A 13041-nucleotide genomic window follows, 5' to 3' on the forward strand; every position below is an offset into this window, starting at 1 on the left:
ACAAGAATCCAGAGCAAGCTGAGGATTGTCGCCGTGAAGCCTGACTCTCTAATGTACATATCCACATCTCTCATAGGCTGTGCGCAGATCATCCATCGAATCGATAACTAGCACCATCTTAGCATGAAATGGTCATCTGTGTGCAGAATATGGTATCCTTACTTCGGGTTCGGTACAATACCGTAAAAGACAGACTCGCTTGCAGTCACTTATAGATATATGCGAGCGAGAGAGAAGTGGAGAGATCAGAGATGAAGATGGTTGCACCGGAGTCATTTACGTACAAAGCAGGGCGACGAGCGGTATTGCTACTGCATGGTTATACAGGCAGTACGGTACATGTGCGCCGTCTGGGCAGATATTTACATGAGCAGGGTTATACCTGTCATGCACCTTTATATGCAGGCCATGGCGATGTGCCCGAACGATTACTTCGTACACGTCCAGCTGCATGGTGGCAAAGTGTAGTCGATGGCTATGATTGGCTTCAGCAGCAGGGTTATGAGGAAATTGCAGTTGCTGGTGTATCGCTCGGTGGCGTGTTCACATTACGTATGGGTACATTATTTCCGGTCAAGGCGGTCATTTCAATGAGTGCGCCTGTGCAGGAGAAGAATACAGCAGATATTTTGCAGCGTGTGCTCGATTATGCGCGCTGGTATGTATCGTTGGAAACGAAAGACCCGGCTATAATCGCCCAGCGACTGGACAGTCTGGCGAATGAACCGCTGAACGAGCTAGAGCAGCTTCGCCAGCTGATTAGCTCAACAGCTGGAAGACTGAGTCGCATTACCGCACCCGCATTGATTATGCAGGGGCAGCAGGATGATGTGCTTTATCAGGATAGTGCACGCACGATCTATGAGCAGATCGGTTCCTCGCATAAAGAGCTCAAGTGGTATCCGAATTCAGGTCATATTTTGCCTATGGATGTTGAGCAGGCTCAAGTGTTTGCAGATATTCATCAATTTTTGGACGCCTTGGACTGGCAGGTATAATAATAGTACGTTAGAGGGCTATTTTTTCACTGAAATGGTAAAGAGCCATTGTTAGATATGACAGTGTTTTAAGCTTTTTTTCATTTGTACTACATCTATTGTTCATGTTGACGGTTTATACTTAGTATATTCAAGATCATCAGGAACGGAGTGGTTCAGATGAGTGAAGAGTTTTTGCAGGAGCTTCATCGTGTCGGACGTGAGGATGAATGGCACTATAAGCTTATGATGCAGGGGATACGCCGTACACTGGCGGCGCGGAAGTCGGAAGGGGTATTCCGGCGGTATCTGCGTACGATCAAAAAAAACACAACCGGAGGCTGGTATTAATGCCAGCTCTCCGGTTGTGTTTTTTAATATCTAGCACGTTTCTTTTCATCCAACAGATCATAAAGATACGCTTATAAGTGTTGCCGAATTTTAAATTATATCATTTTATATCATATAGCTAGACTTTATACGATGAAGTGAAGCTGTAGGCATAATATTATACACGTTTACTATATATGGTTAGCCAGTTGTGTTAAGTGCAGGCAAACCAGGTAGTAGATGCACGCCAGCAAAGTAACCAAGCGAGATAAATACAACTGTCCAGATCAATGCACCTGCGGCGCAGATCGATACATAATAGCGAAACGGCATTGCGCTAATACCAGAGATATAGCCAGCAGCATGACGCACGCCGGGAATAAAATACGAAAACAGTACCGTCCAGCGACCGTAACGGTGAAACCACTGCTGAATTCGCTCATACCGGGTCACAGTTAATCCGACCCATTTGCCATAATTCACAATTAGTGTGGAGCCTAGCTGTCGACCAATCCAGTAGCTAATCGTCATTCCACCAATTGAGCCGACAAAGCTGAACAGAAATACGAGTGGCAAATGCAATACATGCTTGGAAGCGAGGTAACCGACGACGATCATCAACATCTCATCGGGAATCGGTAGCCCGATAATACCAAGGGCGAGCAAGCCCGAGATGGCGATATAACCATAGCGTCCAATATATTCAATAGCCAGATCCATGAGACATCACTTCCTGACCATTTTGTTTTTAAAAGATGGAAATGGGATACGGCTGATCATCAAGAACGATAATAGCGCGATCAAGGCAATCAACAGCGTTGGCTGTAGCGAATGTGTAATCAGTGACAGCAGTGCGAGCACCGTACCAGCAGCCGTAATCGGCATTCCAGTAAAGCCTGCGCTTGTTCCCGTGACATTAAATCGTGCCAGTCGTAGTGCACCGCAAATAACAAACAGCACCGCAGCCACCGAACCAGAGCCACTTCTTGGATCAAGCTGATCAAACAGCACCAGAAATACAGGTGCCGCGCCAAAGGAAATCAGATCAGCTAGTGAATCGAGCTGCTTACCAAATTCACTAGTGCAATGCAGCAGTCGTGCCAGCAAGCCATCAAACACATCAAATAATGCAGCAAATAAAATCATTAACGCTGCCAAAGGATAATGCTCATGAATCGTCAGTAGTAGCGACACGGTTCCAGCCGCCAGATTAAGTACCGTACATAATGAGGGGATAAAGCTCCATTTCATCATTGTTCATTCCTTCCAGGCATCCTTATGCCGTGTGTTACAGCGATTTACGGTTCAAATTGGTAGCCGACACCGATCACAGTACGGATGTGCCCCGATTCGGGACCTAGCTTGGCGCGTAGCTTTTTAATATGAGAATCAACTACACGCGATTCCCCTTCAAACTCAATTCCCCAGATACGACTCAGCAGGGTGTCTCGCGGAATCACGCGATTTTTATTCCGAACGAGCACTAGCAAGAGCTCATACTCCTTCGGTGTTAACTCCACAGGCTTACCGTCCAGCTCCAGTCGACGGGTTAATGTGTTCAGCACCGCAGTACCGAAGCTCAGACGATGACCCTGTGGTTCGTAATTTTCCGTTACTCGCTTCATCAGCGAATTCGCTCGTGCGAGCAGTACGCGCGGGCTGAATGGCTTGGTCACATAATCATCTGCACCAAGCTCGAAGCCGAGTACCTTGTCACTATCCGCAGACTTGGCAGTGAGCAGAATAATCGGCACCCCGGAGTGCTTGCGAATATGGCGACATACCTCAAAGCCATCCATATGCGGCATCATAATATCCAGGATGATCAGATCTGGATAATGCAGATCGAACTGCTCCAGTGCCTGCTCGCCATCCTCAGCTTCAACAATTACCCAGCCATCACTTTGAAAATAATCAGCGATGACCTCGCGAATGCGTTGTTCATCTTCGACTAGCAAAATCTTTCCAGCCATACCTATACTCCTTCCCGAATCACGTCAGGGCGTACACGATCATCAAAGATAATAGAAAAGCGTACCCCATCTGCTAAATTGCGTACCGAATAGCTACAGCCATGTAAGTCCAGAATCTGGCTGGCAATCGGTAAACCAAGTCCAGTACCGCCAGTCTGTCGACTACGGGAAGGCTCTGCACGGTAAAATCGTTCCCAAATATGCTCTATATGCTCCTCAGCAATCGGTTTACCGGTATTATCCACATGGAGTGTGGTCGTCAATGTCGTGCTCTCAATCACCACGCGAATATCGCTGCCTGTCTCCGCATGACGAATCGCATTGATAATCAGATTGCGAAGCACCTGCTCAATCCAGTCGGGATCGGCGAGCACCGGATTTTCATTGATCGGTGAGATGACAATTTGTAGCTGTCTTGGCTGGAGGGAGTAGATAAGCTTATCCGCTACCTTTTCAGATAGCTCACTCAGCATGAACGGACGAGGCTGTAAATGAATCGTACCGGATTCGAGGCGGGCGAGATCCAGCATATCCTTGATCAGCATTTCCATCTTATCCGCTTCCTCAATAATCACACTGACATAATGACCGCTTTTATCGACATTCACGCCATCCTGTAAGCCTTCAGCGAAGCTTTTCACGATGCTAAGTGGCGTCTTCAGCTCATGCGAAGCATTGGTGAAAAAGCTCTGCTGAATCTGCTCCATGCGTTGCTTTTGTTCCATATCCTGCTGTAGCTGTGTGTTCGCTTCCTGTAGCTCGCGTAGAGCAGTATCCAGCTTACGTGCCAGTGTATCCATACTGCGTGCCAGACCTCCCAGCTCATCCTGCTGACGCAGGGGTGGGGCACTGCTGCTAAAATCAAGCCGTACCATCCGCTTGGCCATTCGATTCAGTGCAATGAGTGGCTTCGTGACCATACGTGAGAAGAACAGGGATAGAATCAGAATAAGAGCAAAGCCACCAATTCCGAGATATAGATAAAACCAGCGTAGCGCTGCATTGGTATCACTAATCTCCTGAATAGACGTGATGACAAACAATAATTGCTGCTGTCCGTTCTTTTGTATCGGATACAGAGTGATCAGATTGTTGGCACCACTCCAGGAGTCGTTCCAGCCATACTGGATTGGATTCATGTTTTTCAGATCGGTTTGCTGCTCTGCACTCAGTGGGAATTGCTCGTACAATGCTTGTAGCAGTAAGCCCTGACTGATTTTCCAGTTCGATAGATCAGGCAAAACCAGTTCACTGACTGTGCCTGTCAATTTGGTCGTATTCGGTTCGTAGCTATCGCCTACGGTTTTGATACCATTTTTACTAATTTGCTGCGGATCGAGTACCGTATAAGGCTGCTTGCTGCTCGGTGCTCTCATACTGCCGTAGATCGTCAGTGTGTCCCCCAGCTTAATATGAGCTTTGCGAAATGGATCACCATATTCACTTAGCATCAGCGCCAGTGGTACGAAGATCTGCTTCCCATCGGGCTGCTTCAATAATAAATGATACGTTTCGTTCAGGCTCAGCTGGTACATATCGTTCAGCATCACTTCACCCTGCGGATTAATGACAGCGAGCTGACTTTTATTCGTTTCCATAAAGCGTATGGCTTGTCGGGATAATGTATTACTATCCTCGGATTCCGTCACATAGCTGTGCGCCAGCTGCTCCAGATTGTGCTCGACCTGACGCATTTTATACGTTTCATAAAATTGATTAAAGAAAAGCAATTGGGATAAGATGACCATCGCATAAAAACAGGCAAACACGATGACCGTAATAATAAACAGCTTAAAGGTAATACTGCGGTTTTTCATAGGCGCTCCTTTTGAACAACTGACCGAAATATACGGTATACCTATTGCATCATAACATACTCGTTATAGAGAAGGATTGCCGCTTACTCGCTTTATCGACAAACCGACAGATTATTGTATATATTCGGTACATTTAGTATACGGAAACGATTTGTCCTCTATGTGTCCATATCGGAACTTGAATTGATAAAGGATATGTAGAAAAGAGTGAGTTGATCATGCTGTCGATGGGGAGGGAGAAATGATGAAGGGGAAATGTGGATGGATAATAACAGAATCATATGGGAAAGATAAGAGGTGAAAATGTACATGGTGTCATAGATACGAGAGGTGCAATCCAGGATATGAAATAAACAGAGCTATGAAATAAACAAAATGGCTTTATGCTCAAGCTATTAAAATGGTCAAAACGACGATAGCGAAATCCGTTTTTTCTCTATCGTCGTTGGCTTAGCTTCGATCTAACGTTTACGCAGCATAGCGATCAATTCGCGACGGCTGGATGTGTCCGTTTTAGTGAAAATCGATTTAAAATGATCCTGTACGGTAAATGTGGAAATGTGCAGAGCGGCTGCGATCTGGCGTGTGGATAGACCTTTTATTACGTGCTGAACAAGCTGCTGTTCACGCGTCGTTAGCGCAAATTGCTCACATTGCAAACGAAATAACTGCTCAGGTGGAGCTGATTCCAGCTCAATCATCACCTGTCGATGTTCATCGTTTGTATATACCAGATTCGCACGCATCCAGACATAGTAGCCACAAGCAGGAATATAGCTTTGCAGGCTTTCTGTATAGCCCGCTGTATCGGCAGGCTGCTGCAATAGCTTGAGAGCGGCAGTATGAATAGGACGAGGCCATGCAGAATTGGATTCATTTTCATGTTGTCGTAATCTGTCCAGCCATGATGTGGCGGCACGATTAGCAGATAATAGCTCTAGTTGCTCGGATAGCAGTACAATGCCCTTTTCTATTGGCTTGGATAAATTGGGCGCGGAATCTATGGAGTGGCTTGTAGCTCTCTCTTGCTCGCTGCTTTTCTGCTGCATTTGGTGCAGGGAATTCAGACTAAATACACGTAATTGTGCAGCAATTGCAGGCGATAGCTGTGCGATCCATTCCTTTTCGTATGTGCTGAATAGCGGTTGATTATACAAACGATATAAAGTTAGAAATCCCCAGCAGCGATTGTTATAGATCATGGCAGCGCGAAGCTCGTCGCCAAAGCCAGCAGGGCGTAGCACCTTATCATATCGTGGATGCTCCAATAGAAGATGAGGCTGGTGTTGACTTAACACCGCGATTGGTGGGTCACAATGCACGAGATTGCAATACGCATCCTTTGCCTCAGCATAAGCATATTCATAAGCAAGCAGTTCCGCATGAATATCTTCTAGCTGTTGTTCCACTACTGCCCCTATCGACAATAGACTTTCTGGATCAACGAGTGTACAGCATGCTGCACCGAATGGAACATACTGATTCAACCACTGGAGTAGCTGAGAGCGATATTGGACAGAAGAAATAGGATGAGAAGCAGCAGAATAAGAAGGATATGTAGCATAATTAGAACTTACGCTTGCTTCTGGTAGACGAGGGAGCTTGTTGGGGAATGAATGTGTTGGAGGTGCTGATTTATTGAAATTTTGATGCTGGCTAGGATGCATGATAGAAACCCTCTTTTCTTCATTCAATCTATAACATGAACATAATAAATTAGTAAGCAATGATAAATCCCAGCTTTGTGGGATAGGCGAAATGTAGTGTCTATTACATAATGAGAAACAGTAAGAATGTGAGGATGATCCAGGCATAGACAACGCATGATAGCTTGAGCATAAATAGAGCACGATACAACATACACATGCAAGATAGGGCTGTTGGCTGTATTCATTTATGTATACTGAAGCTTCGATCTGTATATGCAGTTAGCAAGGATCATAATCCAGTTAATTGAGAATCATTCTTAATTGAATCACAGTATATCAAAGCATGCTCTATTGCACAATCGATACGATGCATGCAGTAGCTTTATTGTAGTCGTTCTATACACAAGAAGGCTCGCGAGCGCTTCATGCTTAGAAAATCAAAGAAAGCGCTCCGTGTTCAGTTTGTAGCGTCATGCGTATTCAGTAACCAGTAGCTCTAGACAGGGAGGTTCAATCTATGCAACAACCAGATGAAAAAACAGATCATAAGCAGTCCTTTTCCAAGGATATGATTCCAGCATCAAACACCATATCCAATTCAAGATCAGATTCTACATCCAATTGTATGGAATCATCGTACTCGGCAGATGAACCATCTAATCCTGCTACCCAGCTACCTATGAGCTGGCATAGTGAGGCAGCCGCTGCCTATCCTCAGACTATCGGTCACAAAATTCCTGCTTATTCCGTGCTATATGAGCTAAGTGGCATGATTTTGGAAACAGGTATGAATCGCCAACATTGTCATGTAGCTCGCGCATTAACCGAACGTGAGACCAGCGAGTTAGCCAGTGGGAATACGAATACTTCAATCGACAATTCCACAAACCAGCCCATCCATAACAGCTCACTCCAGCATTCAATAACTAAAGCTTGTTCGCTCTCAGCTCATCAGCCAGCCGGATCATCAACGTCATATGAATCATTGCGACATATTGCAATCATTGGCGCTGGTGGTGGACAGGAATTAGTAGCGTGGCTGCCGAGCTATCCCCACTGGCTGGTGACGGGTGTTGATCCATCTCTACAGATGCTTGATACAGCAAGGCAGCGTGCAGAGCAAGCAGGTATTACTGCACGCTGTCGTCTACATATCGGAATGATCGATCAGTTGCCAGAGCGAGTGGATGGTGAAATGAATCATATTATGGAAGAAGATTCACTGTCATATACATCCACTTCTACGGTATCCATGAATAAGTCAGATGTAAAGTCCACTTCCACGCCCGATTCAACGTCTCATCAGAAAGCTTCATCGTTACGATATGACGCGGCTTCTTGTTTGTTAGTATTGCATTTTCTTCCACATGAACAGCAACAAGAGATGCTAAACAAGCTCGTTGCAACGGTGAAACCTGGCGCGCCTGTTATTATTGCCTGCCTATCCATTCCGTCTCAGACTTCGGTCAACGATTGGCAGATGGAGGCATGGCATATGCATATGCAGCAAAATGGGATTACCGAGACAGAGTGGCAGCGCTTTGCCCATTCGATCAGTGTCACGTCCTATCCGCCACACGCAGATAAGATGGAAGCGATGTTAGCTCAAGCTGGATTGGTAGAGATTAGTACTTATTTTCAAACATTATCGATTCGTGCATGGTGCGGAAGACGAGCGCTTGAAGGGGAGGGGTGAATCCATGCGTGATCAGATTATTATTGTTGGTGGTTATGGAACAGTAGGACAGCGTATTTGTCGTCGCTTGCTGCGATCTGATCTAGCCAGATCGTACAATATAGTTGTAGCTGGTCGTAATGAAGAGTCTGCCAAAGCATGCAGCGCATCAATGGACGGTGAAGTGGAGCCACTTCAATGGGATGTCAGGATGTCTTCCGAACGATGGCCTGATCTATCCGCTGCTCGTCTCATCATCATGTGTCTTGATCTGACAGAAACAACGCTTGTAGCTTATTGTCTGGAGCAAGGCATTGACTATATCGATATCACAGCGAACGGCGAATTTTTACAGCGGATTGAGCAGTTGAGCAGGGATTCGGTTGCTTCGTCTTCACATGCACAGCGTTCTCCCATCATATTACTCAGCGTTGGGTTAGCACCGGGTCTAACCAACCTGCTCGCAGCTGAGCTACATCGACGGTTGGATGTTACAGAGCAACTGGATATTTCCATTATGCTTGGTCTGGGTGAACGACATGGACAGGCCGCGATTCGTTGGACAGTGGATCAGCTTGCAACCCGGTTTACAATTATGGAAGACGGCACGCCTGTATATGTGAAGAGTCTGACCGATGGACGAGTGGTATCGATGCTGTGTGATGATGACGATGATCCAACCGCTGAATTGAAAGGAAATGATAGCAAAAGATCCCGTAACCGGGCACACAAATACGTATATCGCTTCCCTTTTTCAGATCAACAGACATTGGCACATACGCTTGCTGTACCGTCCGTATCGACTCGTCTTGGTTTCGATTCGGTCGCACTGACAAGGTGGCTTGCGGTGATGCAACGAATTGGCATATTTCGCCTGATGTCTATTCCATTTGTGAAAAAGGTGATCACTGCGTTACTTAGCAGTATTCATGTTGGAAGTGATCAGTATGCAATCCGTGTCGACGCAACAGGAATACGTCGTGGTAAGCCTGTTCGACTGTCCTGTGTGCTCAATGGACATAATCAATCCGCTGCCACAGCTGAGATTGCCGCTTTATCAGCAGAGCGGTTGTTACAACGTTCATCTGATTCTTCCTATGGAATTTTGCACATAGAAGAATTGTTGGACTGGTTGACTGTTAAAACCGATCTACAGCAAAGATTAGCGTTGCGAATGAACGGACTGGATGAATAAAAATACGTATCGTTTTATATATACAATTGCTAATACTCTCAATCTAGCTTACAATCACTATAATATTTAATTAACCTATGGTCAGTAGTAGAGCAGAGGAGAGATTATTGTGGATGATATGACATTAATGATGAAAGAGCTTACCGAAAGCGATGGCGTGTCTGGCTTCGAGCGTTCGGTACGCGATAAAATGGCCGAGTATTTAAACCCATTATCCGACGAATTGATGAAGGATCGTCTCGGCAGCATTATCGGTAAAAAGGTCGGTAATGAGCAGGGACCGCGCGTATTGATCGCGGGTCATCTGGATGAAATCGGCTTTCTCGTGACAAGCATTACACCGAAGGGCTTTCTTCGTTTTGAACAACTAGGCGGCTGGTGGCCACATTCGGTCATGTCCCAGCGTGTACGTGTCAAAACGCGCAAGGGTGATTATGTCGGTATCGTTGGCTCCAAGCCACCACATGGTATGGAAGCAGCAGAGCGTGAGAAGGTCGTGAAGCTCAAGCAGATGTATATCGACATCGGCGCACGCGATGCAGATGATGCCAAAGCGATGGGTGTACGCCCGGGCGACTGGATCGTACCGATCTCAGAATTCACAACGATGCGCGATGACGAGCTGTGGGTAGGTAAAGCACTCGACAACCGCGCTGGCTGCGCATTGGCAGTAGAGGTGCTCAAGCGTCTGCAAGAAGAACAGCATCCAAACGTGCTATATGCTGGTGCAACCGTGCAGGAGGAAGTCGGTCTGCGTGGTGCGACCACTGTTGCGAACCTGGTACAGCCCGATATCGCTTTTGCTCTGGATGTAGGTATTGCTAACGATATCCCAGGCGTCGAAGCCGAAAGCCCATCCAACGTAGGCGGCGGCCCACTCATACTGCTGCTCGATGCAACGATGATCCCACACAGCGGACTACGTGATCTCGTCATGGATACAGCAGAAGAGCTAGGTATGGACATTCAGGTTGCTACCGTCACGGGCGGCGGCACAGACGCAGGTAAATTCCATTTACATGGTACAGGCTGCCCAACCCTATCGATGGGATTCGCTACGCGCTATATCCATACGCATAACGCAATTATGGCGAAAAAAGATTTTGACGAAGCCGCTACCTTATTAGTAAATGTCATCAAAAAGCTGGATCAAGACAAGATGAATGAACTGTTTGGTTGATGAAGGCTGAAAATAGCTACAAAAGGTAACGATATAACAGATACACTATTTAATAGGAAGTAAAAAATAAGCCCTCTCGATCCTCGTAATTGCCACGTTCAGCTATAGTACGCTGGAGTTGATCACGAAGATACGGAAGGGCTTATTTGCTATAGTTATCGAAAATTAAAAATCGAAACAAAATAAAAGTGTACATTAGAATACTGCTTATGACATAGAGAGAGTATTGTTTTATTGTTATTACGGTTCTCCCCCAAGGCATGATATAAGCAGCACTTCACTGCGGGAAGGAAATAAGGGGAAAGGGCGACTTGCAGTGTTAGTGATTTCCTAACACGTAGTTCAATAGAAAGTGATTTTTGCTAAGCAAAATATCTTACCCTTCGTAGGCGCGGGAATCTACATTGACTCTTCTTTCGTAGATTCCTGCGCGATACCGGAGCCCGTCCCCTTATTCCTTCCCGGAGTGAATTACTCCTATCTCAGCCGAATTGTTTCATAAAACCAGCCATCCGCTCCAGCGCCACTTCCAGCTTTGCCGGAGACGTTGCATAAGAGCACCGAATAAACCCTTCGCCCCCTTTACCAAAAGCAGTACCCGGCACCGTCAAAACACTCGTTTCCTCTAGCAGCCGCTCAGCGAACTGCTCCGACGTTAACCCCGTATGTGCGATAGAAGGGAATGCGTAAAATGCACCCTTCGGCTCGTGACAGGGGAAACCTGCCTGACATAAGCCGCTCACAAACATTTGTCTGCGTGAGTTGTACGAGTCCATCATCATATCCTTCGCTTCGATCCCATGAGGCTTGAGCGATTCCAGTGCAGCGATTTGTCCGAGAATCGGTGCGCACATGATCGTATATTGATGGATTTTGAGCATCGGTGCGATGACCTCTTCTGGCCCACATGCATAGCCAATGCGCCAGCCCGTCATAGCGAAGGCTTTGGAGAATCCGCTGATTAGCAAGGTGCGATCCTTCATACCCGGCATTGCAGCAAAGCTTACATGCTTGCTGCCGTAGGTCAGCTCACCGTAGATTTCATCGGATAAAACAAATAGATTATACTTTTCTACGATTTTAGCGATAGGGAGCCAGTCCTCATACGTCATCACTGCACCTGTCGGATTGCTCGGATAGTTCAAGATCAATAGCTTGGAGCGTGGTGTAATGCTAGCTTCGAGCTGCTCAGCCGTTAGCTTGAAGCTGTTCGCAGCTGTCGTTTCCACTTCAACCGTCTTGCCGCTGCATAGTCCGGTAATCGGTGAATAGGATACATAACAGGGAGCAGGGACGAGAATTTCATCGCCTTCCTCAATCAGAACACGTAGAGCCAGATCAAGTGCTTCACTGCTACCGATTGTGACCATCATCTCATGCACAGGATCATAATTGACGCGGAAATTGTCTTCCAGATAAGTGGAGATGCTTTCGCGCAGCTCCAGTAAACCAGCGTTAGGTGTATACTCGGTGCGACCCTGCTCCAGTGCGCGGATACAAGCCTCGCGCACAGCCCGTGGTGTGGTAAAGTCTGGTTCTCCGATACCGAGTGAGATCACATCCTCACGTCCAGAAATATAATCAAAAAATTTGCGAATACCCGATTGTGGCATGTCCTGTGCAAGTGGTGTAACCAGACTGCGCTTTGTCATTGAACTCATCATTGCTCCTCCTTAGTGTAGAACGCTCTGTTATATTCTGATTGTGGTTCATTTCATCGTATGCCGACCGCTTTTAGATACAAAAAAAGACCCGTCCCTGTAAAAGGGACGAGCCTCTGCCCGTGTTACCACCCTGGTTCCGCCTCAAATACAAGCGGCACTCTGCAACGTATCTAGCAATACGTGTTCCCGTTAACGCTGGAAATGCGGCAGCACCTACTGTTAGTTCAGCCTGCTTCTCGGGGATGGCTTCGGTTATGTTCTGAACGTTGGCTTTCACCTGACCCAACTCTCTGGAGAACAGAATCGTAACGTACTCTTTCCCGTCATCGAATATATTTATCGTAGCCGTCATTACGGCTTGCTTTGCTTGATGATTACACATGTCATAGCTGAATGAATCAGCTGGAGGTGTGTGGTTTAATTTGAATTGTCATGACGATTCGTTTGACCGGTCAAATCGTAGGCTCATTGTAATACAGGAATTTGGGGATTGCAAGAGGGAGTTTTAAAAAAGAAAATGAGTAGCTCTTGCACGGGACTCCCGCGATTGAAATGTAGATGACAGGTAATCAAGCATTTGA

General features: G+C 46.4%; 11 protein-coding genes and 1 other annotated feature. Of the genes, 5 read left to right on the plus strand and 6 right to left on the minus strand.

What is annotated here, in order from left to right; genetic code table 11:
• The first annotated feature begins 251 nt into the window (after positions 1–251).
• A complete protein-coding gene (locus SK066_RS09955) occupies positions 252–998 on the plus strand; it encodes an alpha/beta hydrolase (protein WP_320544527.1) in 747 nt (248 codons plus the stop codon).
• A gap of 159 nt (positions 999–1157) precedes the next feature.
• Entirely contained in the window at positions 1158–1328 is a 171-nt protein-coding gene (locus tag SK066_RS09960; RefSeq protein WP_320544528.1) for a hypothetical protein, read from the plus strand.
• Positions 1329–1508: 180 nt separating this feature from the next.
• On the opposite strand, the gene SK066_RS09965 is transcribed toward SK066_RS09960, so the two are convergent.
• The 5 genes from SK066_RS09965 to SK066_RS09985 all read right to left on the minus strand — a co-directional run bounded on the left by SK066_RS09965 (position 1509) and on the right by SK066_RS09985 (position 6584).
• Entirely contained in the window at positions 1509–2027 is a 519-nt protein-coding gene (locus tag SK066_RS09965) for a DedA family protein (protein WP_320544529.1), read from the minus strand.
• A gap of 6 nt (positions 2028–2033) precedes the next feature.
• Entirely contained in the window at positions 2034–2558 is a 525-nt protein-coding gene (pssA, locus tag SK066_RS09970) for a CDP-diacylglycerol--serine O-phosphatidyltransferase (RefSeq protein ID WP_407673818.1), read from the minus strand.
• Positions 2559–2605: 47 nt separating this feature from the next.
• A complete protein-coding gene (locus tag SK066_RS09975) occupies positions 2606–3280 on the minus strand; it encodes a response regulator transcription factor (RefSeq protein ID WP_320544531.1) in 675 nt (224 codons plus the stop codon).
• 2 nt (positions 3281–3282) lie between these two features.
• Entirely contained in the window at positions 3283–5097 is a 1815-nt protein-coding gene (locus tag SK066_RS09980) for a sensor histidine kinase (RefSeq protein ID WP_320544532.1), read from the minus strand.
• A gap of 461 nt (positions 5098–5558) precedes the next feature.
• Positions 5559–6584 carry a helix-turn-helix transcriptional regulator gene (locus tag SK066_RS09985; RefSeq protein ID WP_320544533.1) on the minus strand — a complete coding sequence of 342 codons (1026 nt, stop codon included), beginning with the start codon at positions 6582–6584 and terminating at the stop codon, positions 5559–5561.
• 679 nt (positions 6585–7263) lie between these two features.
• Here SK066_RS09985 and SK066_RS09990 point away from each other — a divergent pair.
• The 3 genes from SK066_RS09990 to SK066_RS10000 all read left to right on the plus strand — a co-directional run bounded on the left by SK066_RS09990 (position 7264) and on the right by SK066_RS10000 (position 10796).
• The gene (locus tag SK066_RS09990; RefSeq protein WP_320544534.1) at positions 7264–8442 is read left to right on the plus strand and encodes a class I SAM-dependent methyltransferase; all 1179 of its coding nucleotides are present in this window, start codon (positions 7264–7266) and stop codon (positions 8440–8442) included.
• 4 nt (positions 8443–8446) lie between these two features.
• Positions 8447–9616, plus strand: a complete 1170-nt coding sequence (locus tag SK066_RS09995) for a saccharopine dehydrogenase family protein (RefSeq protein ID WP_320544535.1) — start codon at positions 8447–8449, stop codon at positions 9614–9616.
• A gap of 118 nt (positions 9617–9734) precedes the next feature.
• Complete coding sequence (locus tag SK066_RS10000; protein ID WP_320544848.1) at positions 9735–10796, plus strand: M42 family metallopeptidase; 1062 nt, start codon at positions 9735–9737, stop codon at positions 10794–10796.
• Positions 10797–11278: 482 nt separating this feature from the next.
• On the opposite strand, the gene SK066_RS10005 is transcribed toward SK066_RS10000, so the two are convergent.
• Positions 11279–12457, minus strand: coding sequence for an aminotransferase class I/II-fold pyridoxal phosphate-dependent enzyme (locus SK066_RS10005; protein ID WP_188775530.1), 1179 nt, complete (start codon positions 12455–12457; stop codon positions 11279–11281).
• 101 nt (positions 12458–12558) lie between these two features.
• Positions 12559–12796, minus strand: a binding site (T-box leader).
• Between the last annotated feature and the right edge of the window lie 245 nt (positions 12797–13041).

It is taken from the genome of Paenibacillus hunanensis (genome assembly GCF_034055775.1).
Taxonomy (GTDB): Bacteria; Bacillota; Bacilli; order Paenibacillales; family Paenibacillaceae; genus Saccharibacillus; species Saccharibacillus hunanensis.